Here is a 26,385-nt window from a genome sequence, read left to right as displayed (position 1 = left end):
AAAGTATTTGCTTTTATGATTCTTTATTGTAAAATTTTGATATTGATTATTAAATTTCAATCATTAGTCTACTAATTTAGTAGGATAATGATTACATTTGAACTATAAATTTTACAGAATGAAATTATCTCCAGTAAAAAAGACCAAGAATTTAGCATCGGAAGACTTTCTGAACGATTTCATGAAACCCAACCAACCTATTATTTTAGAAGACTTTATAGATGCAGACAGCCCTGCCTTTACCAAATGGAATTACACATTTTTCAAAGAAATTGCCGGAAATACAAAAGTGAATGTTTATGGAGGCGAGCTAGAATCTATCGACAGAGTGGCCAGCAAACCTGTTGGTGAAACAACATTTTCAGAATATCTAGACCTCATCAGTTCGAAAGCTACAGAACATCGTTTATTCCTATTTAATCTTTTAAGCATAAAACCAGAAATGAAAGAGGATATTCATTATAACGATATTACCAAAGGGAAAATTTTAAAATGGTTGCCGTTTATGTTCTTTGGAGGAAAAGGTTCTATTACCCGAAATCATATTGATATCGATATGTCTCATGTCTTTATTACTCAATTTCAGGGAATCAAAAAGATCTGGCTTTTTCCGTGGGAACAATCAGATTTGATGTATAAACTGCCTTACAATTTTCATAGCCTGATTAATCTTCAAGAAGCCAATTATAAAAAATACCCTGCTTTAAAATACCTCAACGGGTATGAAGCCATTATACAACCTGGAGAAACGCTTTATATTCCGTCGGGTTGGTGGCATTATATCCAATATGAAACAGAAGGATACTCTGTTTCTATAAGAGCATTACCTTCAAGTTGGCTGGAGAAATGGAGAGGCTTTAAAAATCTGGTAATCATTAGACATTTTGATAATGCGATGAGAAAGATCTTTAAAGAAAAATGGTTCAGCTATAAAGTAAAGATCGCCAATAAAAGAGCACAGAAAGCCCTTAAAAGACACAGCAGTTTTCAAATCTGAGAACTCAATAATAAAATCATTAACAATTAAAATATTTTACCCCATGGAATTACTTTATGCAATGCTATCTGCAGAACGTTCACATTATTTCTATTATCCGATTTTTTAATGTAAACCGATTCATCACTTATTTTTGTAAGCTGATAAATAGTATTAATCAAAAAAGCCTTCAATAATGAAGGCTTTTCCTATGCTTTTAAAATATTATTTTAATGCTTAATAAACTTAATATTTTTTTCTTTGATTGTGAAAATGTATGTCCCCGGAATAAGTTCTGAAATATTAATTGGTTTATTAGGCTGATATTTATCCTTTCTAACCAATTTACCATCTACAAAATGAATTGTGTATTCTGTTGGTTTAGCAATTCCTTTTATATACAGTTCATTCTTTGCAGGATTTGGATATAATGAAAACTGGTCAACACTCAAGTCTTCTGTAGACAATGTATTATCCTGAGCTACCGTAGAGTTTTTTTCCACCAACTGATATTCATAATTAAACTGTACACTGGCTATAGGAAACGAAACAGATTGTGTAAAATACTGATTGTTTGTGGTATTATTTAAGGCAAAATAAGCTGTTTCTCCGCCTGTTCCTGTCACTTTTATAGGCAAAGGCATTTCAAAAAAGCTTACCACAGGGCTGCTTTGCGTTTGTGATGCTTTAAAGGTTACCTGATTACCCACCTGCTTCCACTTTATCGTATAAGTTGGATACCCTTCCCCATAAATCCAATCATTAAAAAATTCTGTAAAATCTTTTCCTGTAGACTGCAATAAAGAAGCACTTAGATCCTGTGTTTTTGCATAATTATAAGCTAAGTTTGGTCTTGCATGATAGTCTTTAATCGCCTGATAAAAAACCGTATCTCCTAAAATCCATTTAATCATTCTTACAACATATCCACCTTTCGCATAAGATAATCTACCGTTGAAAATGTCTCCAACATTCCCTAATTTTGAATCTGGAACATAGGTACTTCCACCCGGAGCGCTTGTGATATAATCTTTCTGCCCAAGCAAATAATTCATAAACTGAGGAGTCGTCATGAGCAGCTTCTCATTTGCTAAATGCTCACCAAATGTGGCAAAACCTTCGTTCAGCCAAATGTCATTCCATGCACCGCAGGTTACTTTATCTCCAAACCATTGATGAGCCAGCTCATGAGCAATCACCGGTTTATTCCAACCGCTCATAGAAGACATCGTCTGATGCTCCATACACGTCCCTCCATATTGAAACTCCATATGCCCATACTTTTCATTTCGGAAAGGATACAACCCAAAGTACGTTTCAAAAGTATTCATGATCTGCTTCGTCCAATCAATATCAGCCATAATGGATGGATTGCTGGCAGAAGTAGGATATAAATAATTCACAAATGGAAAAGGAGGATTTCCCATGGTATCATTTAATTTCACGAAATTCGTAATCGCAAGAGCAATCAAGTAAGCCGATGTTGGATACATTGTCCTCCAGAAAGTCAATTTCTGACCATTCGGAAGAGAAGTTTCAGACATTAATTTTCCATTCGCTGCTACGCTGTATTGAGAGGGTGTTGTAATTTTAAAATCAAACCGGTCGATTTTATCATTCATACTTTGCTTGGTAGGAAACCAATCTTGGGCACCATACGGTTCGTTTAATGTTGAAAGTATAAAGTTTCCATTTTGAGTTCCTGTTGCAAAAGCACTGTTAACTGTATCAGGTGGTCCCGCATATTGTATGGTTAGAGAATCCAACACATTGGCAGGAAGAGAAGCTGGAAAATCGATCTTCACTTCTTTCGTGGGAAGTTGCTGAAAAATAAGATTTGTTCCGTGGTATTGTACCTGAGAAACCGTTAGCGTATTCGCCAGATCAAAATAGATACTGTTCATACTTTGAGTCGGCTTAAAATGAGAAGTCACCGAACCCGAAATATTATACACCGATGGATTTAAAGTAACATCCATTCTCTGATACTGCAAATCGTAATTTAAGGTGTTAGGATTGATATTGTAAGCTATCATTTTCTTGGCAAAAGATTTAGCTTCCTTTGCAATAAGCCCTTTCATTTCTATATTTTGATCCTGAGTCTGACTATATAATTGTTGAAATGCTAAAACAGCCACAACCAGCAGATAAAATTTTCTCATATTCAGTACATTAGAATATCAAAGATAAAAAAAACCTTCTAATCATTGATTAAAAGGTTCTTATATTATTGAAATAAATATTTCTTAAAGATCTAAGGCCGGTTCAAGAATTTTTTCCATTCTTTTTTTCACCATATCAACCGATCCCGAATAATTATTAACTAACAATGAAAACACTAAAGTCTTACCTGAGTTTGTTTTCATATATCCTGCTAATGCTTTTACTTTATTTAAAGTTCCGGTCTTTGCAAAAATTTGTCCGTTTCCTGTTCCTACAAACATTCTTTTTAACGTTCCCGATTGTCCACCGATTGGTAATGAAGTTAAATACGTTTTATAGTATTTTTCATCCATTAAAGAGGTTAAATATTTAACCTGAGAAATAGGTGTTACATTATTACTTCTTGAAAGTCCGCTCCCATCGATATAATTCAATCCTAACATATCAAAACCATCTTCTTTTAGGTGATTTGTCACCACGATTCTTCCCGATTCTGAAGTTTGATCTCCTTTACTCTGGAAGCCTACTGTTTTCAATAAAGCCTCCGCTAAAGAATTATCACTATGCTGGTTCGTATAGTAAATAATATCACCTAACGTTGGAGATTTATAAGACGAAACCAACTTTCTGCTTTCAGGGGTTGCATCTGTCATTTTAGGCGTTACTTTTCCTGTAACAGCAAGTCCGCTTTTTATCATGGTTGCTCTCAACGTATTGGCTAAAAATGCAGGTGCATCAGGTAATTTTGTAGTTAAAATTCCGTCACCTTCATATTTATCTGCAAAAACCATTTGGCTGTTGTAAGGAGAAACATAGAAGAATTTTTTCTCTCCTGAGAAAGTGTTTCCTTTTTTAACGATCAGTTTTTCGTTGGCAGGATTTATTTCACGAGTTGTACCAACAGGTAAATAATAATTATTGTTCTCTAACCAAACAACATTTTCCGGAAGTCGCGAAATGTTACCCTTGAAAAGCGCTGTCTGAATAATAATATCACCATTTACCTTTTTGATTCCCTCACGAGACATCCCACTGATGAAGTCTGCCACAATATCTCTGTACGACCAAGCTCCGGCTTTGTTTGTTCCTAAAGAAGGATCACCACTACCTACCACATAGAGATTACCGTTTAAAACCCCATTTTCATCCACACTTCCTGAGTATTCCAACTGCGTCATCCAACGATAATTCTCTCCTAAAAGATTCAATGCAGTTTCTGTAGTTAATAATTTCGTTGTAGAAGCCGGAACCAAAGGAGTATTTTCATTGTATGAAGAAATGACCTTCTTCGTTTTAGGATCATATACTACAAATCCCCACGTTGCGTTTTTCAGCACAGGATCTGTCATCATTGTGTTTACATTAATATCTACCAATTCTTTAGCCGACAATACCGTTTTCTCCACTACCGCAGCGATAGGAGAAGGCAAGTTTAAGTTGCTTTTTTGATTATCGTAGGCCTGAGAATAAAGAACCGTAGAAACAGTAGATTGAGCGAGGAATAAACCAGAAGCCAATACTGCTACACTTGAAACATATTTTCTGAAATTTACCATCTAATTTGTTTTTGTTTTCTATTTGATTCAAATAAAAAAGATTCGTTAAAAATCAATCAATAAAAGAACCAAACATTTAATCAACGACCAAAAGTAGAAATTATTGTTAGAAATCAACCCTTTAACGCTTATAAAAGACTGTAAATTTTGTTAAAAATTGTTAAAAGTCCACTAAAACATCTTTTTTGATGCTTTGGTAAGCAGTAATTTCATCAAATTCTTTTAAACTTAATAAAACCATACTCTTAAACTTTTCATAGTTTTTCCCTCTTGGAAGCTTCAGCATAATTTGAAACTGATAGAGATTATTCATTCTTGTAATCTGTGCTCTTTCAGGACCCAGCACACAGTCTTCCGGAAGGTATTTCCTTAGAATAGATCCTAAAAACTGGGAAGCACGGTTTACTTTATCTTCTCTCCTGTGTTTCATCTCGATCATAATGAGTTTTGTGAAAGGCGGATAGTGAAATTTCTGACGTTCTGTAAGGAAATATTTATAGATCTTCGCTGTATTATTCATTTTGATCAGCTGAAAAACAGAGTGATCAGGATTATAGGTCTGAATTAAAATCTTCCCTTTACCTGAAACTCTTCCCGCTCTTCCTGAAACCTGCGTAATCAACTGATAGGCTCTTTCTTCCGCTCTGAAATCCTGAACATATAATAAGGAATCTGCTTTCGGAATACCTACCAATTCTATATGATCAAAATCCAATCCTTTGGAAATCATCTGAGTTCCTACCACAATATCAGTTTCTCGATCTTCAATTTTTTCGTATAATTTTTCGTAGGCGAATTTTTTCCGCATAGAATCTACATCCATTCGGTCTACTTCATTATCAGGGAAAATTTTAGAAACCTCTTCATGGATCTGCTCTACACCGACACCTTTTTCATTCAGTTTTTCAGAATTACATTTTGGACAGGCTTTAGGTTTTGATGCTCTTTGACCACAATAATGACACTTCATTTCATTTGCGGCCTTATGAAATGTCATCACAACATCGCAATTGGAACAGTAATTTACGTAGCCACAACTTTCACATTCTACCACATTTGAATATCCACGGCGGTTGTGAAGAATAATAGCCTGATTTTTATCGTCTAATGTTCTCTGAAGTTCTTCAATTAATCGTAAGGAAAAATTCCCTGATACTTTTTTAGAATCCTGAGCCTCTTTAAAATTAATTAATTCAAATTCAGGTAAGTTTACATTTCCGAAACGTTCTGTAAGGAAAATATATTTCATCTTCCCTTTTCTTGCGCGATAGTAGCTTTCCACCGATGGTGTTGCTGATCCTAAGATTACTCTTGCATCATAAAAACTCGCTAGAACCAACGCTGAATCTTTCCCATTAAAATAAGGCGTAAACTGTTTGTAGGCAGAATCATGTTCTTCATCCACAATAATTAATCCCAAATTTTGATTCGGTAAAAACAAAGAATTTCGTGTTCCGATAAGAATTCGGATATCGTTTTGTTTGATTCTTCGCCACACTTCTACCCGCTCAAAATCCGTTAGCTTTTGGTGATAAAAACCGATTTGTCGGCCATACTTCTTTTCTAATCTTTGGGTGATTTGCTTGGTTAAAGAAATCTCAGGAAGTAAGAATAATACATTTTTTCCTTCGTTGATGCATTCTTCAATTTTATCTAAATAAATATGCGTCTTTCCAGAAGAAGTAACGCCATGAAGCAATACATTTTCTTTGGCTTCAAATGCTTCATCAACTTCAGCTTTTGCAACTTTTTGAAGTTCGGAAAGTTCTTCGATTTCTTCAATTTCGCCATCATAACTTTCAATCCTGTCTTTCTGCATATAATATTCTTCCACTAAATCCTTATCTACTAAAGATTTAAAATGCGAACTTCCAAAATTGCCATCTGCAAACAAATCGGATTTCTTTATAAAGCCTGAAGGATCTTCAGTCTGTTTATCAAGAATAATAAGAAAAAGGTCTTTTTGCTTCGGAGCTTTATTCAGTTTTGAAAGGATCTCCGTAAGGTTTTGATTGCTTAAAACCGATGGATTGATCTTTACATAAGCTACTTCTTTTGCTTTGTATTTTTCCGTTATCTTTTCATCAATCTCAATGTATTGAAGATCAATCAAAGAATTGATGGTTTTAATAATCTCTTTTTTCGGAATAAAAGCCTCAATATCTGAAAGATTAATCAGCTGTCTGACTTCCAAAGCCTGAATAAGATACATTTCGTTCACATCCAGATTTTCAAAATCAACCATTACGTTGGCTCTTAATTTTAAATATGTTTCACTTTCCAATTTCAAAGAAGAAGGAAATGCAAAACGGTAAATTTCTCCCAGCCCACACAAATAATAATCGGCAAGCCAATTCCAAAAATTGATCTGTTCTTTCGGTAAAATCGGAACATCATCCAAAAGGCTTATGACTTCTTTGGCCACAAAATTTTCAGGTTCGTTGTCATGAAGTTCAAAAACAATTCCCGTATAAATTTTCTTTCCGCCAAAAGGAACCAAAACACGCATTCCGAGCAGAATAACAGACATCAGTTCCTCAGGAACTTTATACGTGAAAGAACCTTTTAAATTTAGTGGTAAAACAATTTGGGCGTATCGCAAGGGAAAATATTTAAAGTGTAAAATTAAATGTTTCTTTAGAGAACTGCAATTTTTTCTATTTTTATCGTTGTTATATCAATTCAACTTTTCAACTTAATACAACTAACCATGAAAAAAATCCTTGCATTATTATTTTTATTTCTTATCATTATTACCCAAGCTCAGGAAAAAGTTTCTTTAAATAAGGGAGAAATTATAATTCCTATTGGTGAAAAAATTCTTCTTAACCCTGAATTCAAAGGTAATAAAATCATCAGTTTTAAAATCATCAAAGAAGAAAGTATCACAGAAAAATTGGATCTTCTTGATATGCTACAAAAATTTAAGAAAGATGATATAAAAGACAACAGTATCGAATTCACATTTTCCGAAGCTCAAATGATGACAACTCCTGTTAATATTTTGCTTACAATTCAAAAAACAGGAAAAAAAATGATTTTTAAAGCTAAAATAAGATTAAAAGGGGCCTCTTCCTATGAATCAACTTCAATTATGCCGTCTGTAAGTAATACTTCACATATTGAGCAGTGGAAAGATAATATTGACTCTATTATATTGTATGACTTTGAATTAATAAACTAATTAAAATATTAAGTCAATAATCTCATACCAAATTGCCGTCGTCAGAAACCCTACAATAATACTGAATCCAATAATTAAATTCGTCAGTTTGGTATTGAGCCTAAATTGTTCTGCAATGATACTTGAAGTTACCACGGTTGGCATTGCCGCTTCAAAGACCGTAATCTTTGCTACATCCCCTTTTATCCCTAATAATAAAGCTAATCCTAATACAATCGCAGGTGCCAAAATCAATTTATATAACATTGAAACTGACATTTGAGGAATTAGTTTTTTCCAACCATTGAATTTTAATTGTAATCCCACCGAAAACAAAGCTAAGGGACTTACGGTGGCTGCCAGTTTATCAAAAAATGGCTGTGCTAAAGTGAAATCAATAAATTGAGATAAAACCAGAGCTGCAATACAACCAACAAGTGGCGGAAAAGTGACCAATCTTTTCAAAATAAATAAGGCACTGACTTTCCCTGATTTGCTTCCTCCTTTTACAGCCGCAATAATTCCCAAAGTTGAAAGCGCAAAAAACATCGTCTGATCACAAATAATTGCGATACTTAAAAGGCTTTCGCCATAAAAAGCTGCTATTAATGGAAACCCAATGAATGAGGTATTGCTGTATCCACTTACCAATTCCATTGTACTTCTTGATCTTCTGGAATAGCCTTTACTTTTGCCGTAAAACATCATGAAAAAGAAGCAAAAAACAGCAATTAGGAAAGTTGCGACAATCGGAAAAAACATTTCTGTTGTCCAGTGAACTTTAGGCAAATATTTAAAGGAAACCGCAGGAAGTGCCAGGTAAAGAATCCAGGTGTTGATGCCTTTATGCGCATCGGGATGGATCGATTTTGTTGCTTTGAAAATCATTCCTGCTACAATGCAAACCGCGATCAGAACAAAATTTACCATAATTACATCAAACTATAGCCCAAATTTACGGCTGATTTTTGAGTTGAAAAGCTAAAGTTTATCTTTTTTTGAATCCTATTCTCTATTTTCTCAAGCCTTATAGGTTTTGAAAACCTATAAGGTTGATTTACTTTTAATAATAAAACTGCTATTGATGCGCTCTACTTATGGAGTAGGCAATCAGGAGATAGACCAAAAATAAGACTCCACATACGATAATGTATAAGGACGGTTCTTTAAAGCTTACCAATGAAAATGTAAGATTGCACACTACAGCTAATCCGAAAAACATACCCGAAACAGTTTTAATCAGTGAATTTGTTCGGGGTAGATTAAATTGGATACCGATTGTTAAAATTAAAGTAGGTATCAGAAAAATCAGACTTCCGACAGTTAATAGTTCTTTGTGATCACCGGTATTAAAAGTATAGCATCCATAAGCAACAAGACAGCTTACAGCAATGGCAATCATGGTTTTTACAATATCAAATTTCATTGTTTTTAAATTATTGGTGGTGGTGTGACATTAAATAATCCGGCAACTCCTGGTACATTCCCTGCTAATTCCCATCCTGACATTCCTTCTTTCCAAACGTGGTGATTCATTGAAAACTGCCCGGATTGTACCAGCTGTCTGAGAGATTCCAGATTGTAGGGTCCAAATTGCTGTCCGTTCCGGGCAATATGAAACATGGGCTCCGGGGTAATCGGGGGCGGTGTATTCGTAATATTATCCATCAGCCCCCCAAGCTGCGTTCTCATGGAAGCACCGACTCCCATTCCTACCATAAGCCCTGCAGCATTTAACCCATCTCCATGGCCTAAATCCACATGGCTCATTCCTCCCAGGCTGGCAGCAGCTGTTTTCAGGACGTCGGCATGCTGATTCAGCTGATGAACAGCAAAATGTTTCGCTTCTACACCCAGCTCCGTGTCTTTTCGTTGGATTCTTGTTACTTCGGATAGATTTTCAATTTCAATATTTGTTTTAGCCTCAGTAAATTTCGTTTGCTGATCAGCTGTTGCTCTTTTAAGCTGTTGATAATGAGGATGCTCTTTATCAAGCTCGATCGTTCCTATATCCAGACGCTTCAGATTAATTCCAAAACACTCTTCTAATTCATCTTTTAATCTGCCTTGTATTATATCACTTACCTCATCAATTTTTCTTTCAATCTGCATGACAGGAATATTATAGTCCAGCGGGGCACTGATCATCACCGACTTAATTTTCCTTTGAAAAAAATCCTTGATCTGTACTTTAAAATCATCCAGACTAAAATTGATTAGCCGGTTCAATTTAATGAAGTTCTTATAATCGGTCAGGTTAAAAGTCAGGGTTCCGCGTACCGCACATGGAACTCCAAGATCCATCAATCTCGGATCATACATATCAAAATAAGGAATTCCAAATTTGATCTGTATATTTCCGGAAAGATTGATAAAATAGATCTCTGCCTGAAACGGGGAACCTCCCCCGAATGCTGCTCCTACAATATTAGTAAGAATTGGAAAGTTCGCAGAATGGATCGTCTGGTCGTGAGGTCCTTGTATAAAATCCTGAATGGTTCCGTCATTTTGTTTATAAAAAAATACGGCGAGCTCACCTTCCTTTACGCGTAAACTGCTTCCATAACGGATACTGTTTTCTTTATTCGTGGAATTGGCAGTACCTGAGGGGCTCCATTTCCAAACCAGATATTCCTGTTCGTCACAACGGATCACATCCATCATCCCTCCTTCCTTTTTATTTCCAAATAGTCTCATGATTTTCTTTAAAATTTATAGGTATATACTTTCAATATCCGCTCTCTTTTTTTCAGGCAATTGATTATTAATCGCCTCTTTTTTTGCTATAAAAATCCTGTAAGAAACCTCTTCAATATCCTTTGTTTTATAATCCGATTTATTACTTATTCTAGCCCATCTCATTTTTTCTAATGCTAAGCGGATTTTAGAATATTCCTTATTTTGAATGAAAGGCTCTAAAGTATCCAACTGTTCTGTAAGCTTTGCCAGCTGTATCTTGCTTTTGATTTCAACACTGTGCTTATCATCAATATTGACAGCAAGCTCTGCAGCCTCATCATATTTTTTATTTTCTATAAACTTCTCAGCAGATTTAACTTTTGAAGCATAGGTAGTATTTCTGTTTTCATCAAGCTTACTTGAAATACTCCCCCATAGAAGTACAATTATCACTAGTATAACCATTGAACCTAATACTTTAAAAACCTTCCTATTATTTTCTCTGGTAAAACATTTCTCGCATTTTCGACAATACTAAACACTTCCCCATAGGTTTCAGTATCACTTTTCATTGAAATAGACGCTTTAGAATTAATCTGCTCTATTTTCTTAAGCCATATCTTATTCCATGTATTCTTATACTTAGTTTGCTCTGAAAATAAAGAAAAATAAGAAGCGGTATTGATCTTACTTGCCGACAATGTGAGAAATTCAAGTATCCCTTCTTTAGAAACCGGAACAGGATAATTCAAAACCAATTCTTCTTTCCTAGCATCGGTGGTAGACCATTTGCCCGGTCTGGATTTATTAATAATAAACTGTATTCCTTTGAAAAATATAAGAATTGGCCATAAAAATATCCAAAGTACAATGGTAACAAGATTAATATTACTACTGGTATGCTGGGAATAGAAATTACCATCTCTGGTTGCTTCTACTTCATCTAGCTTTTCAAAAAATCTGATGATGCTGCTTGATACTTCTATGTTTCTAAATTCCGTTCCGCAATCTGGACATTTAGTAGCAAAACTTTCAGCAATGGCTCCACAACCAGGACATTTTTTAATATCCCCGAGCTTATCGGACTGAGGAGCAGCAGATGTTGAATTTTTATCATTTGTTTTTTCAAAAAGTCTGGCTTCCAAAACAATTTCAAATTCATCCAAGTCTATTCCTTCGGCTTCGGCATTTTTAAAAAGCACTTGTTTTTCTTTCTCTGTTAATTCCCCATCAGCTAATGCCAACTCAATGAGTCTTTCCAATTTTTCGTTATACATACGATAGATATTAGTATTTTTTTTACAATGTTATAAAAAAGCACCTGTGAATTTTTACGGGTTCCCGTAAATGCCACCTACGCATTAATACCTACGAAAAAAGGACTAGCTATCTACCAATCCTTTTAGTCTGAAAACTCAACTGAGCTTATATTTTAATTGTTCATCGTATCCCACAAACTTATTACCTCAACTTTTTCTAAAGGTTTAGAAAGGGTAATTCTTTTTGATGTTTTCGGGAGCAGATCAAAGAAATTATCACTGAAATGTACGTCGCCAATTAAATACACATCTTTCGCCAAAACGTCTGTGGAAATTTCAATTTCTGTTGAAGAAATTTTCTTGATTTGAATGTTTGGTTTTGTAAGCTTTAAATCTTTTGGCTTTGAGAAGAAATAATGATTTTGAGCAATGATTTTATCACTTTTATCTCTGGCAGTAATGTTAAGGATCATTTCATTTTTATCTGTATGCCCAATAACTTCTTCAAGTGAAAAGGAATCAAATTTTAGTATACTATTTTCAGCTACATCTTTTGAATCTACAGTTCCTGCAGAGCCGGACTTTTCTCCATTAAATTTAACCATATCTAAATCTAATGTCACTCCATCAATCCTTTTTAACTCATCATTTACCAAATAAAAATTCAGAACTCCATCTTTTTCTTCCGTTAAAATGATCTGATTTTCAAAGCTTCTTTTTATCTGATAATGCAACGCTTTCCAGTTTCCTAAATAATCAATAGAAGACCATGAAACCACAGGCCAGCAATCATTCAACTGCCAATACAGGGTTCCCATATTGTAAGGTTTTGCCCGACGATGGGACTCAATGGCGATCTGCATGCCACGGGCTTGAAGTAGCTGAGAAACATAATTATATTTCACAAAGTCTGTCGGAAAATTGTAATCCCTTTTCATGTAGGTGTTAATGATTTCCCAACCTCTCGAATGCTTTTCGTGTGCTTTAATGATTCCGTTTTCCAAACTTAAATTCGGGTTTCCTGAAAACATAGATTTTGTAGTTTCCAATGTTGGCATTCCTTGAAAACCGTATTCTGAAGCAAATCTAGGAACTTTTTCATTATACATTTCAAACGGCTGCTCGCCCCACCAAACGCCCCAATAATGAGAATCTCCTTCTGTCAGGCTTTCTTTGTGTCCCCAACCGATTGACGGTGAACTTGGCCAATAGATATTTTTATCAGCCGTTAAGTTTTCTTTTAACGTATTGGGTATTAATTCATGGAAAACTTTTTTATAATCTTTCCAAACCTGTAAAGAATCTTCTTTTGAATATTTCAATTGCTTTTGATATCCCCAATTGACAATCGCTTCATCCACTTCATTATTTCCACACCATAAAGCAATTGATGCATGATTTTGAAGTCGGTTCACCTGATCTTTTACTTCGTCTTTTACATTGTTTAAAAATGCTTCGTCTGAAGGGTAAAAACTTCCGGCAAACATAAAATCCTGCCATACCATAATTCCGTTTTCGTCGCAAGCCTTGTAAAACTCGTCATCTTCGTAAATCCCACCACCCCAAATGCGAACCATATTCATATTCGCTTCTTTGGAATCCTTAATCAATTTCTGATATTTTTCTTTGGTAATTCTTGGAGAAAAGCTATCTGCAGGAATCCAGTTCGTTCCTTTTACATACATCGGATTTCCATTCACTTTAAAATAGAAAGATTTTCCTTTAGCATCTTTTTCCTGGATTAATTCAATCGTTCTTAAGCCAATTCTTTCAATTTTATTATCAATAATTTTTGAATCTTTTTGTAGTGAAATTTTCATGTCATACAAATTCGGATCGCCCCAACCGTTGGGTTGCCAAAGTTTTGGATTATTAATCGTAAAAGGAATCTGAATGGTGTTTTTTCCTTTTTTTAATTGAAAATTGCTCGTCTTACTATTAACGGAAACAGTATACTTACCTTCTTTATCTGCAATAATTTCTGTTTGAATCCTGAGTTCTGCTTTTTGTTTTGTTAAACTTTTCTGCTCGATTTTGACGTTTTCAAGCTTAGCATTATTCCAGAAATTTAACTTAATATCTTTCCAAATTCCTGCTGTAACCAATCTCGGTCCCCAATCCCATCCAAACTGATATTGCGCTTTTCTCACAAAACTTCTTGGAGATTCCGGCATTGTAAAAGGAACTTTTTTTGCTAATTCTTTTCCGACATTAACCGCAGATTTGAATTTGATTTGTAATAAATTATCTCCAACTTTCAATTGTTCTTTAGCAGAAATCTCCCATTTCCTGAACATATTATCTGTTTTCTTCAATAGTTTGCCATTCAGATAAATTTCTGAAAATGTATCCAATCCGTTAAATACCAACTCTATATTTTCGTTGGTTAATTCTGTTGAGGAAATTTTAAATAATGTCTGATAATCCCAATCTTCATTTTCTATCCACTGAACTTTCTTTTCATTTTCATCCTTGTAAGGATCAGGAATGATTTTGTTATTTATTAAATCCAAATGAACCGTTCCCGGAACTGTGGCGATAAGCCATTTTTGTTCCTTTGAGTTTTTGAATTGCCATTTTTCAGAAGATAAATTTCGTTCTGAAAATTGGGAAAATAGAAGGTTTTGAATAAAAAGGAAAGCAAAAAGGAAAGTTTTGTTCATTAATTATTTTATTTGAATTAGCGTACCGTTTGTCATTCTGACGAAGGAAGAATCTAAATTATTATATTTAAACATTAAGATTATAATTAAGTTTTTAAGAATATTAAGTTGAGATTCTTCACTACACTTTGTTCCGTTCTGAATGACAAACACACCGTTGAATTACATACACTTATTTATTTTTTCAAAGCTATCACCTCATCAGCATTCGCGAAAGAACCACCATCCGTAATGGCAGAAGAATGGAAATACTGAGCCTGTGTATATTCTCTTATTTCCTGAATATTTGTGGAACGTAATCCGCCACCGACAAGAATTTCAATTCTTCCATTGGATAACTCAACCAGCTTTTTAAGGTTTTCTTTTCCTTCAGAAACATTGGGTTTTTGACCTGAAGTAAGAATTGTTTTAAATCCGCAATCAATTACTTTTTCTAAAGAGGATTCTAAACCTTTCGCTCTGTCGAAAGCACGGTGAAATGTACATTGATAAGGTTTTGCAAGTTTAATCAATTCTTTATTCTGTTCAATATTAACTTCCTCATTTTCATCTAAAATTCCGAAGACAAAACCGTCAATACGCAAGGATTTTAATTGAACCAATTCTTCTTTCATCTGCTCAAATTCGGCATCCGAATAGGTAAAATCTCCACCACGAGGACGGATCATTACAAAAATCGGAATATTTATTTTTTCTCTAAGCTGTTTTGTTGTTTCAAAGTTTGGTGTGGTTCCGCCTTCGCTTAATCCATCACACAATTCTATTCTGTCGGCTCCGTTTTCAAAAGCAATCATTGCCGATTCCGGATTGAAGCACGCTATTTCTATTTTTGACATTTTTGACTTCTTTTATTTTAATTGGGAAATATTATTGAAGGACATCAGCAATACGAAATCCCTCTTTTTCTTTCACTACTTTCACCTGAATTGGATATTCTGCTTTATATTCTTTATCCTCAAGAATCACATCAAACAAATACGTATTTCCATCTTGAGAAATGAAATTGCATTTTGAAACTTTGATTTCATTCCAGTCTTGTCCTGAAATTAAAAATCCAACACCCGTTCCTGCTTTTTCAATATTAAACTTACTTTTCCATTTTTGTTCAAACTCCTTTTCCGTAAGACTTCCCTCGGTATCCATCTCTACATTGGTAGCATCTGTTTTATACTCATAATAGTCTTTGGTGGTGATATTCTGCATAGCCGAATCCATTGTAGAAAGATCTGTTTTGAAAAATTTCTCAATACTTTCTGTCAGCCATTTTTTTGCATCTTCAGATTCATTGGATTTATTCTCTGAAATTGGATTTTCTTTTGTTGGCGCTTTGTATTCAGATCTTTTTTCAGTTTCCTTTTCTTTACAGGCAATCATTAAAAATAAGGAAGAAAGAATTATTAATTTCATTATTATTTACGTTTTGGCTAAAGCCAATTGATTATTTTATATTTTGAAAACGGGCTAAAGCCCGTTCCTATCAATTACTTCAAAGCGAATTCAGGCTTTTCCAAACGATTTCCTTTTTGATCATAAACGGCAAAATTAAACCCGTCCTGAATACAATATGAACCATATTCCCCTTTTTTATTAATAGCAATAAAACCAACCTGAATATCTTTCAAATTCTTATTTCTTCTCTTCGTAATTTGTACAATTCTTTCCACCGCTTCTTTACAAGCTTGTTGAGGCTTTCGGCCTTGTCGCATTAATTCTACCACAAGATGAGTTCCCACTGTTCTGATAACTTCTTCTCCGTGTCCGGTTGCGGTTGCAGCACCTACTTCATTATCAACAAACAATCCGGCTCCAATAATAGGAGAATCTCCTACTCTTCCGTGCATTTTAAAAGCCATTCCGCTCGTTGTACACGCTCCTGAAAGGTTTCCTTGAGCGTCCAAAGCAATCATTCCGATTGTATCGTGATTTTCAATGTTTACAATAGGTTGATACTTGCTGTCTTTCAACCACTCCTTCCATTCTTTTTCAGACTCAGCAGTTAAAATATTTTCTTTTTTAAAACCTTGAGAAACTGCAAATTGTAAGGCTCCATCACCTACCAACATAACGTGCGGCGTTTTCTCCATCACGGCTCTTGCGACAGAAATCGGGTTTTTGATATTTTCGATACAGGCAACTGAACCAATATTGTAGTTCTCGTCCATAATACAAGCATCCAATGTCACCCTACCATCTCTGTCGGGGCGACCGCCATATCCCACACTTCTTTCAGTGGGATCATTTTCAACCAGACGAACGCCTTTTTCTACGGCATCTAAGGCTCGTCCTCCTTTCCCTAATATTGTCCAAGCTTCTTCATTCGCTTTTAAACCAAAATTCCAAGTTGAAAGTACGATAGGTTTATTGACAATTTTATTATTTGTTTCAGGTAAACCTTTAGCAATTAAATCCAATGGATTCAACAATAATGCTGAAGATGCCAAGGCTGTATTTTTTATAAATTTTCTTCTAGAGTTCATCGTTTTTTATAGGTATTAGGTTGCAGGAATTAAGGATTAGATGATTACATATATTTTTAATTTGCACCGATTTCGTCAACAAAAAGCCATGCTTTTGAGTCGGCTCCCGGATTTCCAGCCGGAATAATTCCTGCGTTTTCTATTTTAATTTTAATATATTTTGAATTTTGATTTCCCACGTTGAGTTTTATTTTTCCTTTTGAATTTTGAATTTCATCTTTCCCGATTTCTTTAATTAATTTGAAATTTTTATTATCATCAGAAACAAAAATTTGTGCAGATTTTGCCAAATGAATCCAGCTTCCTTTATTTTCTAAGGTATTAAAAGATACTTCTGAAAATGGAGTCTTATCTCCAAAATCAATTGTTGCTACAACATCTTTTCCTTGAAAGCCTAGCCATGTTTTACCCAGCTGTTTTTGATTTCCAATAATTCCATCAATTAACGTAAAAGCGCCGCCAAAAGAATAGTTTTCACTTGGTTGCTCCTCTAACGTGATCGTTTTACCTGTTGTTTTTGAGATTGTGAATTGTTGAGAAGAAACTGCACTTTTTATCTGCCCATTTTCAAAATAAGCTGATTTAATCGTCATTGATTTTGAAACAGGAATTGGATTTTGATACGTCTGAGAAGTTGCTGTAGGATCTGTACCATCCAACGTATATTTTATCCCACTTGAATTTTGAGAAGTTGAAAGTTCGTACGCTATTCCATTGCTATTATTTGAAATTACTTTTCCTAAAACATTGTAAATGCTTTTGGCGTAATTCACATTCATTTTATCCAACACTTTGAACTGATTGATCACTCTTCCTTCGAACTCTTTATATTTTTTCTGATCTGAAGTTCCCCAACCTACTTCTGAAAGTGCCATTAATCTTGGAAAAATCATGTATTGTACCTGTTTAAAATCCAGAATATATTCCGTCCATAAATTAGCCTGCACTCCCAAAATATATTTTGCTTCCTCTGCATTTAATTCTGATGGAATCGGGTTGTAAGAATAGACTTTATCTAAAGGAGTAAATCCACCAAAAGCATTTGGCTCTGATTGTGGATCCCCTTGATAATGATCAAAATAACAAAAAGATCCCGGTGTCATTACCGCAAAATGTTTTGATTTTGCAGCTTCAATCCCTCCGTTTACTCCCGTCCAGCTCATTACGGCTGCATTGGGCGCTAATCCACCTTCTAAGATTTCATCCCAGCCGATGATTTTTCGCCCTTTACTGTTGACATATTTTTCAATTCTGTGAATAAAATAACTTTGTAAACCATGTTCATCCTTCAAATTATTTTTCTTAATTAATTCCTGACAATGAGCACATTCTTTCCATCTTGTTTTCGGACATTCATCACCACCGATATGAATGTATTGCGATGGAAAAAGACTCATCACCTCATCCAACACGTTTTCTAAAAATGTAAAAGTCTCTTCTTTCGGACAAAAAACATCATCAAAAACACCCCACTTTGTAGCAGATTCGAAAGGTCCTTTGGTACAAGCCAATTCAGGGTAAGCAGATAATGCAGCCAACGCGTGACCAGGCATTTCAATTTCTGGAACTACTGTGATATGTCTTTCCGTAGCATATTTCACCACCTCTTTGATCTGTTCTTGCGTATAAAAATAAGGTCCGTATGGTTTTCCGTCAAAGGTATTGTCAACATACGCTCCAATCATCGACTCTTTACGTTTTGAACCAATTTCTGTAAGTTTCGGATATTTTTTAATCTCAATTCTCCAACCCTGATCGTCTGTTAAGTGCCAATGAAAAGTATTCAGTTTATACATCGCCAGATAATCGATATACTGCTTTACTTCATTCACCGTGAAAAAGTGGCGGCACACATCTAAATGCATTCCACGCCATGCAAATTTAGGCTGGTCTTCGATTTTTAAGCAAGGGATTTTTTTATTATTTTGATTAGATTCAATCAGTTGAATTAATGTTTGAAGCGCTAAAAAATATCCTTGTTTGGTATATGATTTAATGAGAATCTGCTTTGGTAAAACTTCAAGAGTATAAAACTCATTATTTTGCTGAGAATTATTTGATTTTGGTAACTGAGAATATACCAATTGTGCATCGGACTTACCTGAATGCTGAAATTTGATATTTGCATCTAGTTTCTTTTTAAAGTAATCCGTTTCTTCTTTTGGCAATTCATTACTCAATATAAGAATATCAGAAATAGTAAAATTTCCGGCATTGAGTTGTAAAGTTTGAGGATAAGGAATTAAATTCAATTGAGTTTGAGAAAAAAATGCATTAGAAAGCAGTACAGAAAATAGAAATAGATAACGTATCATCTTGCTTGATTATGGTTTTAGCGAATATAATTATTTTCTGAAAAACTTCAACCTACTTTTTAACTTATTCTACAATAAAACATCTAATTTTGCAGAAAAATAAACGATGAGAAAAATAATTTTATTAGCCAGCGTACTGTTATTTTCAGTTTCTGCACAGGCACAAATTTTAGATATTATAAAATCTACCGTAAAGGATAAAACGGGCGTAGACCTTAATAATCCTGTGAAAACAAATACTCCAACCACTTCTACGACGACTCCTTCAACAAATCATTCTTCGGTAAACATTGGTAATCTTACCTCTACACAAATTTCTTCAGGATTAAAAGAAGCTTTAAGTATTGGGGTTACAGAAGGCGTAAAAAAACTAGGTGTAACAGACGGTTTTTTAAAAAATGAAGCAGTAAAAATTCTAATGCCTGAAAAGCTGAGAAAAATAGATACTACCCTTCGTTCCATAGGAATGGGAAGTTTAGCTGACCAAGGCGTAAAATTACTGAACAGAGCTGCTGAAGATGCAGTGACGGAAGCCACCCCTATTTTTACGAGTGCCATTACATCAATGACCATTACCGATGCAAAGAATATTCTATTAGGATCTAATAATGCAGCAACAACTTATTTACAGGGTAAAACTCAAAGCCAATTGTTTACTGCTTTCGAACCAAAAGTGAAAGCTTCATTAGGAAAAGTAGGTGCTGATAGCGTTTGGAAAACTATTATTTCAAAATATAATACGTTAACCGGACAAGCTGTTACAACCGATATTAATGAATATGTTACCACAGAAACAATCAATGGAGTTTTTAAAATGGTAGCCCAAAAAGAAAGCGGAATAAGAGATACACCTGCCATGAGAACCACTTCTATTTTACAGAAGGTTTTTGGGGCGCAGGATGGTAAGTAATTTTATTAAGTAATTTTGCTTTGTCTTAAAACAGATACTCCATTAAAATATTAGATGCTTCGGCTACGTTCAGCATGACATTCCTAATACTAACCGTTTTATTATAACGTAATTTTGTTTTGTCAATTAATGAAGTCATAAAAAAACCTTGTCAATGACAAGGTTTTTTTTATTTAGAATTGCATCTCTGGAATCTCTCCTTCAATGATAAGATCTGCTTCTGTAGATTTTACAATATGTTCTACTGAAATTCCGGGTGCTCTTTCCACCAACTTGAACCCTTCTGGAGTAACATCTAAAACCGCTAATTCAGTAACAACTCTTTTCACACAGTTTACACCAGTTAAAGGAAGTGAACACTTTTTAAGGATCTTACTTTCTCCTGCTTTATTAACGTGCATCATTGCTACGATAATGTTTTCTGCAGAAGCTACCAAATCCATGGCGCCACCCATTCCTTTCACCATTTTGCCTGGGATTTTCCAGTTGGCGATGTCTCCGTTTTCTGAAACTTCCATTGCTCCAAGAATAGTAAGGTCTACTTTCTGACCTCTGATCATCCCGAAACTGAATGCAGAGTCGAAGAATGAACCTCCTTCTAAGATCGTGATCGTTTGTTTTCCAGCGTTGATGACGTCTGCATCTTCTTCGCCTTCAAAAGGGAAAGGTCCCATTCCCAACACTCCGTTTTCACTTTGAAATTCTACGGAAATACCTTCTGGAACGTAGTTAGCGACCAAAGTAGGGATTCCTATTCCTAGATTTACATAGTAACGATCTTTCAGTTCTTTTGAAATTCTTTTAGCAATTTGTTCTTTTGTGAGCATATTAAAAACTTAGACTGCAATTTAAATATTTTCACTTGAATACAAAAGGTCTTTGTTGTTCAAAATTATTACTATCGCCTTAGTTCGGGATAAAGTGTACTTTTTAAGAATATCTTTAAGCAAATTCTTCTGAGAGTATCCTTGTCAAGGTTTTGAACCTTGACAAGGATAATTTTTAATACAAAGATTTTTTCAATTATGTCAAATCACAGATAATCATAAAAATTATTAACACTGTTAGTCAAAATAATATTGTTAATTTTGTACAATTATTTATTAAAATGAAAATACTTTTAAGATACCTTAAACCTTACCAATGGTTGATTGCCCTTTGTTTATTTTTGGCAACAATTAATCAGGTTTTTTCTTTATTTGCTCCGGCGATCACAGGTAATATCCTGGATCAGCTGGTTACGCACCCTAATTTTTTTGATAAGGAAAAACTTTTATCAAGAAATCTAAATCAATACTTATATGGAGATGGAATTTACCACGGTGTTTTCTATTTTTTAGGATTACTTATCGGAACAGCCATGATCAGTAGAATTGCTAAAGCTTTTCAGGATTATGCCGTAAGTGTGATAACCCAAAAGTTTGGTGCGAAAATCTTTACAGATGGGTTAAAACATTCCATGGCATTGCCCTATCAGGAATTTGAAGACCAGAGAAGTGGTGAAACCTTGTCTATTTTAACGAAAGTAAGAGAAGATACCGTAAAATTTATTACGAGTTTTATTAATATTTTCTTCGGAATTTTAGTCAGCATCATTTTCGTTTCCGTGTATGCTATCCGTTTACACTGGTCGATTATGCCGGTGTATATTTGCGGAATTTTTCTAATTGCCTTTATTACCAATTTATTAAGTAAGAGAATCAAGAGCATCCAGAAAAATATCGTTTCAGAAACGACTGCTTTAGCGGGAAGTACTACGGAAAGCTTAAGAAACATTGAGATTGTTAAAAGTTTAGGATTAACCAATCAGGAAGTTATCCGTTTAAATAATAATACGTACAAGATCCTTGGACTTGAACTTAGAAAGGTTAAAAGTATCCGTTCTTTAAGTTTTATTCAGGGAACGATGGTGAATTTTCTTCAACAGATGATCACCATGACCTTGTTATTATTAATTTTTAAAAACATCGTTACTCCCGGACAATATTTATCTCTAATGTTTTATGGATTCTTTATTTTCGGGCCGATGCAGGAAATCGGGAACATCATTATTTCTTATCGTGAAGCCGAAGCGTCCCTTACTAATTTTGATCGTTTAATGAAAAAAGAGGTTGAAGAAAAACCACTTCATCCAAAACAAATTGGGGCTATTGAAGAATTAGAATTTAAACACGTTTCTTTCAAACATCAGTCTGCTCAATATAAAGCCTTAAATAATATCTCTTTTGATGTTAAAAACGGTGAAACCATCGCTTTTGTAGGACCAAGTGGTTCAGGAAAAAGTACGTTGGTGAAATTGCTGGTTGGGCTTTACAGACCTCAGGAAGGAAATATTTTTTACAATACGATTAATGGAAAAGAATTTGATTTTGATGAACTGAGAAATCAAATTGGTTTTGTAACCCAAGATACCCAACTTTTTGCAGGAACCATTAAAGAAAATCTTCTTTTTGTGAATCCTAACGCCTCAGAAGTTGATATAGAAATAGCGCTACAGAAATCGAGTTGTACTGCATTAATAGAAAGAGCCGAAAAAGGCATTGAAACCGTTATCGGGGAAGGTGGATTAAAACTAAGTGGTGGTGAAAAACAAAGAATTGCTATTGCAAGAGCACTTTTAAGAAAACCACATTTATTGATTTTTGATGAAGCAACATCCGCATTGGACAGTATTACTGAAGAAGAGATTACCTCTACCATCAAAAACATTTCCAAAGAAAAGGAACAGATCACCGTTCTTATTGCCCACCGTTTAAGCACCATCATGCATGCAGATCGAATCTATGTATTGGAACGCGGACAAGTCATAGAAATGGGTTCTCACGATAATTTGATTGCCGAAAAAGGATTATACTACGCCATGTGGCGCCAACAAATCGGAGAAAGAAAAATGCTTATTTCCCCGGAATCATAACATAAACAAAGCGCTGAAAATATTTCAGCGCTTTATTTTTATTCTTTAACCACAAAAGTTTCAAAAGATTTTAGCACTTGAGAAGGTCTAAAGCTTTGGAAATAATTAAGAGCACATAAGAAGAATATTTCGACTCCGCTCAATATCTAAAGATTTTCAAAAACTAATGTGTTCTTCTTTGTTGTAAAAACTAAGTGTTAAAATATTTTGTTTCGAATACTCTTCATCAAAAGAGATTATTCTTTCGTTCTAACTGTTCTTTGTTCAATTCTCTTTTCAAATTTTTCTCCCTGGAAAATTCTTTGGATCATAATTCCCGGAATGTGAATTTGGTTCGGATCTAATTCTCCCGGTGCTACCAATTCTTCTACCTCAGCAACCGTAATTTTTGCCGCTCCAGCCATTGGATGGTTAAAGTTTCTTGCAGATCCTTTGAAAATAAGGTTTCCTGCGTGATCTCCTTTCCAAGCTTTAACAATAGAGAAATCTGCTTCGTAAGCATGTTCCAAGATATGAGGTTTGCCGTGAAAATCTTTTACTTCTTTACCTTCAGCTACTTCAGTTCCGAAACCTGCAGGCGTATAAAAAGCAGGAATTCCAGCCTGAGCCGCTCTGCATTTTTCAGCAAGAGTTCCCTGTGGAGTTAATTCAACATCCAATTCTCCCGAAAGCATTTGTCTTTCGAACTCTGCATTTTCTCCTACATAAGAAGAAATCATCTTCTTAATTTGTCTTTTATGAAGCAATAATCCCAATCCGAAATCATCAACACCTGCATTATTTGAAATACATGTTAAATCTTTCACATCGCTTTCTACTAAAGCATTAATTGAGTTTTCAGGAATCCCGCAAAGTCCAAAACCACCCAACATTAAAGTCATTCCATCTTTAATTCCGTCGATGGCCTCCTTTGCATTTTTTACTCTTTTATCTATCATGAAATATTAGATTTTTCTGTTGGCTAAATTTAATAATTTTTCTCATAACTACGGTATCTAGGAATTTATTTGAATTTTGATTGAACTTTTTATACATTTGGCTTCTTAATCCCCCTCACACACAGTTTTTTTTAATTAATTATAGAATACACAATGCAAAAAGAAAATTTCAACAAAATCGGAGACGTGTTTTATGTGCTATGTAGAATAAGCATAGGTTTATTCTTCTTTATCACTGGTTTCAATAAACTATTCCATCCTGTTTTTCAAGGATATATGTTGAAAACCATTACAAGTCTGGGCTTTTCAAACCCTCAATTCATGGCTAACTTTGTTGCATCTAATGAAATGTTCTGGGGATTATTATTGATTCTGGGACTGTTGACAAGACTGAGTTCATTCGCCTTAATCATTGTGATGCTTGTGGCTCTTTTCACAAAAGATATCCATTCTATTCCAACAGAATTGATTCCTATTGATCCTAAAGTTGGGAACCGTCCGATGGATAATTTTACGTGGTTGAGCTATTTTTTCTATCTTCCACAGGTTTTATACATCATGATCTTAGGACTATTTTCATTGTATGGTTATAAAGCTTTTGGTGTTGATAGATTTATTAAAAAGAAAAAAGCAAATCCTTATAAATAACAGAAAAGCAGGAATTAATTTTCCTGCTTTTATTTTTAAGTTAAATAATCTTATTATCTATTGCAAAAGAAAGTGCCTCTGTAAAATTTTTAACTCCAAAAGCATCAAAAATCTTTCTTCTGTAATATTTTAAGGTATCGGATGAAATAAATATTCTTTCGGCAATCTGATTGATCGTTAATCCCTGAGCGTATAATCGGAGTATTTCCAGTTCTTTTTCTTTAAGTTTTGATTTATTTTCGGCAATCCAAACTTTTTCTAACATATCTAATTTCCAAAACACATCAGAACCTTGTTTATGTATGGCTACATTTCCCGCGTTTTTATTATGTGAAATAGACACGATACATAATGATTTCCAGACAGATCCATTTTCGCTAAGAAAAAGAGGTGTAAGTTTATGGTTAATAAGAATCGGTTTATCATATTTACCTTTTAAATGAAAATCATATGAAATACTGTATAATTTTCGTTCATCATTTTTAGGTAATTGGTCATAAAAATCAAATCCAAGATCATTAATCATGCTCAATAATTCGAAATCTTCTTTGGGTACATTCCTAAAATAAAATTCATATCCCATTTCAGTAACTTCTTCAGCAGAATATCCAGATAAAAACAATGGATTATCTGAAACATATTCAAACTTCATTTTTTCATAATCAATAACATACACACTTTGATACGTTATTTTAGCAAAAGATTTTACGACTTCCAAATAATTACCAAACTGAAGTTTATCCTCGTTAGATATTGCATTTATTTTATTTCGGTTGAATAATGAGTACTTTTCATTTTCCATCTGATAAAAATACCAAAAAACTAAACAAAAGTGTAAAGTGTTTTTAAAATCAATTATCTTTTTTTGTATTTAAAATTTAAACTAGCCATGAGTGAAGAATTTTGTACCAACTGTAAGCAAAACCTAAAACCCAAAAGAATCGACGGGCACTACATCCTCCATGAAATTGAGCACATTTTACATTTTGAGAGAGGTATTTTATACACCGTACGGGAATTATTAATAAGACCCGGAGAAAATATTAAAAATTTCATCAATGAAAACCGAAGCAGACTTGTAAAACCTATCATTTTTATTATTGTTACATCCCTAATTTACACGCTGATCAATCATTTTTTTCATATCGAACAGAGTTATATAAAAATTGATGGAGCAAAAGATTCGCAGTTCAATGCGATTAATAATTGGGTTCAAAGTCATTATGGCTATTCTAATATCATAATGGGAGGATTTATTGCTTTTTGGTTAAAAATATTTTTCAAGAAATATGATTATAATTTCTTTGAAATATTAATCCTCCTATGCTTTGTTCTAGGAATGGAAATGCTGATGTTTTCTGTTTTTGCCATTTTTGAAGGAGTAACGAAATATCATCTCATGCAGATTGCTGCTGTAATCGTGTTTGTTTATTTTTCCTGGGCAGTTGGGCAATTCTTCGATAAGAATAGGGTAATCAGTTATTTCAAAGCCTTTATTTCTTATATATTGGGAATGATTACATTCGGAATTTCGATAATGATTTTAGGAGTTGTAATGAATCTAATTACACATCATTAAAAAATAATAGAATGATTATTGTCATTTTCATTCTATTGTTCCTTTTTATATTTGACTAGTCCTAAAATAGGTTTACAAGTTATCAATTAAGATACGAATCCGGAAGATTTTACTTTTCCGGATTTTTTATGCATCATTTCCGGTG

At 34.2% G+C, this 26,385-nt stretch carries 21 protein-coding genes; 6 read left to right on the top strand and 15 right to left on the bottom strand.

Going from position 1 to position 26,385, the window contains the following annotated elements; genetic code table 11:
* The first annotated feature begins 118 nt into the window (after nucleotides 1–118).
* Nucleotides 119–997, top strand: a complete 879-nt coding sequence (locus BUB80_RS17650; RefSeq protein WP_073295672.1) for a cupin-like domain-containing protein — start codon at nucleotides 119–121, stop codon at nucleotides 995–997.
* A 209-nt stretch (nucleotides 998–1,206) separates the two neighbouring features.
* Here BUB80_RS17650 and BUB80_RS17645 read toward each other — a convergent pair whose 3' ends face one another.
* The 3 genes from BUB80_RS17645 to priA all read right to left on the bottom strand — a co-directional run bounded on the left by BUB80_RS17645 (nucleotide 1,207) and on the right by priA (nucleotide 7,297).
* Nucleotides 1,207–3,138 carry a M1 family metallopeptidase gene (locus BUB80_RS17645; RefSeq protein WP_073295669.1) on the bottom strand — a complete coding sequence of 644 codons (1,932 nt, stop codon included), beginning with the start codon at nucleotides 3,136–3,138 and terminating at the stop codon, nucleotides 1,207–1,209.
* A gap of 84 nt (nucleotides 3,139–3,222) precedes the next feature.
* Nucleotides 3,223–4,695, bottom strand: coding sequence for a D-alanyl-D-alanine carboxypeptidase/D-alanyl-D-alanine endopeptidase (gene dacB / locus BUB80_RS17640; protein WP_073295666.1), 1,473 nt, complete (start codon nucleotides 4,693–4,695; stop codon nucleotides 3,223–3,225).
* Nucleotides 4,696–4,855: 160 nt separating this feature from the next.
* Entirely contained in the window at nucleotides 4,856–7,297 is a 2,442-nt protein-coding gene (gene priA, locus BUB80_RS17635) for a replication restart helicase PriA (protein ID WP_073295663.1), read from the bottom strand.
* A gap of 108 nt (nucleotides 7,298–7,405) precedes the next feature.
* Between priA and BUB80_RS17630 the strand changes: the two genes are divergently transcribed.
* Nucleotides 7,406–7,879: a hypothetical protein gene (locus BUB80_RS17630; RefSeq protein ID WP_073295660.1), complete on the top strand. Its 474-nt coding sequence runs from the start codon at nucleotides 7,406–7,408 to the stop codon at nucleotides 7,877–7,879.
* On the opposite strand, the gene BUB80_RS17625 is transcribed toward BUB80_RS17630, so the two are convergent.
* The 9 genes from BUB80_RS17625 to BUB80_RS17580 all read right to left on the bottom strand — a co-directional run bounded on the left by BUB80_RS17625 (nucleotide 7,880) and on the right by BUB80_RS17580 (nucleotide 19,251).
* The gene (locus BUB80_RS17625) at nucleotides 7,880–8,788 is read right to left on the bottom strand and encodes an AEC family transporter (RefSeq protein ID WP_073295657.1); all 909 of its coding nucleotides are present in this window, start codon (nucleotides 8,786–8,788) and stop codon (nucleotides 7,880–7,882) included.
* Nucleotides 8,789–9,289: 501 nt separating this feature from the next.
* Nucleotides 9,290–10,555, bottom strand: a complete 1,266-nt coding sequence (locus BUB80_RS17615; protein WP_073295651.1) for an SPFH domain-containing protein — start codon at nucleotides 10,553–10,555, stop codon at nucleotides 9,290–9,292.
* Nucleotides 10,556–10,570: 15 nt separating this feature from the next.
* Nucleotides 10,571–11,002 (bottom strand): hypothetical protein, encoded by a 432-nt coding sequence (locus tag BUB80_RS17610; RefSeq protein WP_073295648.1) that lies wholly within the window; start codon nucleotides 11,000–11,002, stop codon nucleotides 10,571–10,573.
* A 5-nt stretch (nucleotides 11,003–11,007) separates the two neighbouring features.
* Nucleotides 11,008–11,814, bottom strand: coding sequence for a hypothetical protein (locus tag BUB80_RS17605; protein ID WP_073295645.1), 807 nt, complete (start codon nucleotides 11,812–11,814; stop codon nucleotides 11,008–11,010).
* Nucleotides 11,815–11,969: 155 nt separating this feature from the next.
* Complete coding sequence (locus BUB80_RS17600; protein WP_073295642.1) at nucleotides 11,970–14,459, bottom strand: beta-mannosidase; 2,490 nt, start codon at nucleotides 14,457–14,459, stop codon at nucleotides 11,970–11,972.
* A gap of 176 nt (nucleotides 14,460–14,635) precedes the next feature.
* A complete protein-coding gene (locus BUB80_RS17595) occupies nucleotides 14,636–15,295 on the bottom strand; it encodes a copper homeostasis protein CutC (protein ID WP_073295639.1) in 660 nt (219 codons plus the stop codon).
* Between the two features lie 31 nt (nucleotides 15,296–15,326).
* Nucleotides 15,327–15,866, bottom strand: coding sequence for a hypothetical protein (locus BUB80_RS17590; RefSeq protein WP_073295637.1), 540 nt, complete (start codon nucleotides 15,864–15,866; stop codon nucleotides 15,327–15,329).
* Between the two features lie 74 nt (nucleotides 15,867–15,940).
* Complete coding sequence (locus BUB80_RS17585; RefSeq protein ID WP_073295634.1) at nucleotides 15,941–16,936, bottom strand: isoaspartyl peptidase/L-asparaginase family protein; 996 nt, start codon at nucleotides 16,934–16,936, stop codon at nucleotides 15,941–15,943.
* Nucleotides 16,937–16,992: 56 nt separating this feature from the next.
* The gene (locus BUB80_RS17580) at nucleotides 16,993–19,251 is read right to left on the bottom strand and encodes a beta-N-acetylhexosaminidase (RefSeq protein WP_073295632.1); all 2,259 of its coding nucleotides are present in this window, start codon (nucleotides 19,249–19,251) and stop codon (nucleotides 16,993–16,995) included.
* A gap of 106 nt (nucleotides 19,252–19,357) precedes the next feature.
* On the opposite strand from BUB80_RS17580, the gene BUB80_RS17575 reads away from it, so the two are divergent.
* Nucleotides 19,358–20,161, top strand: a complete 804-nt coding sequence (locus tag BUB80_RS17575; RefSeq protein ID WP_073295629.1) for a DUF4197 domain-containing protein — start codon at nucleotides 19,358–19,360, stop codon at nucleotides 20,159–20,161.
* Nucleotides 20,162–20,334: 173 nt separating this feature from the next.
* Here BUB80_RS17575 and BUB80_RS17570 read toward each other — a convergent pair whose 3' ends face one another.
* Nucleotides 20,335–20,988 carry a CoA transferase subunit B gene (locus BUB80_RS17570; protein ID WP_054510610.1) on the bottom strand — a complete coding sequence of 218 codons (654 nt, stop codon included), beginning with the start codon at nucleotides 20,986–20,988 and terminating at the stop codon, nucleotides 20,335–20,337.
* A gap of 281 nt (nucleotides 20,989–21,269) precedes the next feature.
* Here BUB80_RS17570 and BUB80_RS17565 point away from each other — a divergent pair, with 281 nt between their 5' ends.
* Nucleotides 21,270–23,075 carry an ABC transporter ATP-binding protein gene (locus BUB80_RS17565; protein WP_073295626.1) on the top strand — a complete coding sequence of 602 codons (1,806 nt, stop codon included), beginning with the start codon at nucleotides 21,270–21,272 and terminating at the stop codon, nucleotides 23,073–23,075.
* Nucleotides 23,076–23,311: 236 nt separating this feature from the next.
* Here the strand turns inward: BUB80_RS17565 and BUB80_RS17560 are convergent, their stop codons facing one another.
* Entirely contained in the window at nucleotides 23,312–24,013 is a 702-nt protein-coding gene (locus BUB80_RS17560) for a CoA transferase subunit A (protein ID WP_073295624.1), read from the bottom strand.
* Nucleotides 24,014–24,166: 153 nt separating this feature from the next.
* On the opposite strand from BUB80_RS17560, the gene BUB80_RS17555 reads away from it, so the two are divergent.
* The gene (locus tag BUB80_RS17555) at nucleotides 24,167–24,661 is read left to right on the top strand and encodes a DoxX family protein (protein WP_073295621.1); all 495 of its coding nucleotides are present in this window, start codon (nucleotides 24,167–24,169) and stop codon (nucleotides 24,659–24,661) included.
* A 40-nt stretch (nucleotides 24,662–24,701) separates the two neighbouring features.
* Here BUB80_RS17555 and BUB80_RS17550 read toward each other — a convergent pair whose 3' ends face one another.
* Complete coding sequence (locus BUB80_RS17550; protein ID WP_073295618.1) at nucleotides 24,702–25,463, bottom strand: response regulator transcription factor; 762 nt, start codon at nucleotides 25,461–25,463, stop codon at nucleotides 24,702–24,704.
* 87 nt (nucleotides 25,464–25,550) lie between these two features.
* Here BUB80_RS17550 and BUB80_RS17545 point away from each other — a divergent pair, with 87 nt between their 5' ends.
* A complete protein-coding gene (locus BUB80_RS17545; RefSeq protein ID WP_073295615.1) occupies nucleotides 25,551–26,240 on the top strand; it encodes a DUF3667 domain-containing protein in 690 nt (229 codons plus the stop codon).
* Nucleotides 26,241–26,385: the final 145 nt, after the last annotated feature.

Origin of the sequence: Chryseobacterium polytrichastri, assembly GCF_900142445.1 — a bacterium.
In the GTDB taxonomy this organism is placed as follows: Bacteria; Bacteroidota; Bacteroidia; order Flavobacteriales; family Weeksellaceae; genus Chryseobacterium; species Chryseobacterium polytrichastri.
The sequence above is the reverse complement of the archived record's forward strand: the minus strand, read 5'-3'. Positions and strand labels throughout refer to the sequence as shown.

Bases quoted from the DNA above. Each gene is read 5' to 3' on its own strand.
- BUB80_RS17650 (WP_073295672.1), top strand. From the start codon at position 119: ATGAAATTATCTCCAGTAAAAAAGACCAAGAATTTAGCATCGGAAGAC.
- BUB80_RS17645 (WP_073295669.1), bottom strand. From the start codon at position 3,138: ATGAGAAAATTTTATCTGCTGGTTGTGGCTGTTTTAGCATTTCAACAA.
- dacB (WP_073295666.1), bottom strand. From the start codon at position 4,695: ATGGTAAATTTCAGAAAATATGTTTCAAGTGTAGCAGTATTGGCTTCT.
- BUB80_RS17630 (WP_073295660.1), top strand. From the start codon at position 7,406: ATGAAAAAAATCCTTGCATTATTATTTTTATTTCTTATCATTATTACC.
- BUB80_RS17625 (WP_073295657.1), bottom strand. From the start codon at position 8,788: ATGGTAAATTTTGTTCTGATCGCGGTTTGCATTGTAGCAGGAATGATT.
- BUB80_RS17615 (WP_073295651.1), bottom strand. From the start codon at position 10,555: ATGAGACTATTTGGAAATAAAAAGGAAGGAGGGATGATGGATGTGATC.
- BUB80_RS17610 (WP_073295648.1), bottom strand. From the start codon at position 11,002: ATGGTTATACTAGTGATAATTGTACTTCTATGGGGGAGTATTTCAAGT.
- BUB80_RS17605 (WP_073295645.1), bottom strand. From the start codon at position 11,814: ATGTATAACGAAAAATTGGAAAGACTCATTGAGTTGGCATTAGCTGAT.
- BUB80_RS17600 (WP_073295642.1), bottom strand. From the start codon at position 14,459: ATGAACAAAACTTTCCTTTTTGCTTTCCTTTTTATTCAAAACCTTCTA.
- BUB80_RS17595 (WP_073295639.1), bottom strand. From the start codon at position 15,295: ATGTCAAAAATAGAAATAGCGTGCTTCAATCCGGAATCGGCAATGATT.
- BUB80_RS17590 (WP_073295637.1), bottom strand. From the start codon at position 15,866: ATGAAATTAATAATTCTTTCTTCCTTATTTTTAATGATTGCCTGTAAA.
- BUB80_RS17585 (WP_073295634.1), bottom strand. From the start codon at position 16,936: ATGAACTCTAGAAGAAAATTTATAAAAAATACAGCCTTGGCATCTTCA.
- BUB80_RS17580 (WP_073295632.1), bottom strand. From the start codon at position 19,251: ATGATACGTTATCTATTTCTATTTTCTGTACTGCTTTCTAATGCATTT.
- BUB80_RS17575 (WP_073295629.1), top strand. From the start codon at position 19,358: ATGAGAAAAATAATTTTATTAGCCAGCGTACTGTTATTTTCAGTTTCT.
- BUB80_RS17570 (WP_054510610.1), bottom strand. From the start codon at position 20,988: ATGCTCACAAAAGAACAAATTGCTAAAAGAATTTCAAAAGAACTGAAA.
- BUB80_RS17565 (WP_073295626.1), top strand. From the start codon at position 21,270: ATGAAAATACTTTTAAGATACCTTAAACCTTACCAATGGTTGATTGCC.
- BUB80_RS17560 (WP_073295624.1), bottom strand. From the start codon at position 24,013: ATGATAGATAAAAGAGTAAAAAATGCAAAGGAGGCCATCGACGGAATT.
- BUB80_RS17555 (WP_073295621.1), top strand. From the start codon at position 24,167: ATGCAAAAAGAAAATTTCAACAAAATCGGAGACGTGTTTTATGTGCTA.
- BUB80_RS17550 (WP_073295618.1), bottom strand. From the start codon at position 25,463: ATGGAAAATGAAAAGTACTCATTATTCAACCGAAATAAAATAAATGCA.
- BUB80_RS17545 (WP_073295615.1), top strand. From the start codon at position 25,551: ATGAGTGAAGAATTTTGTACCAACTGTAAGCAAAACCTAAAACCCAAA.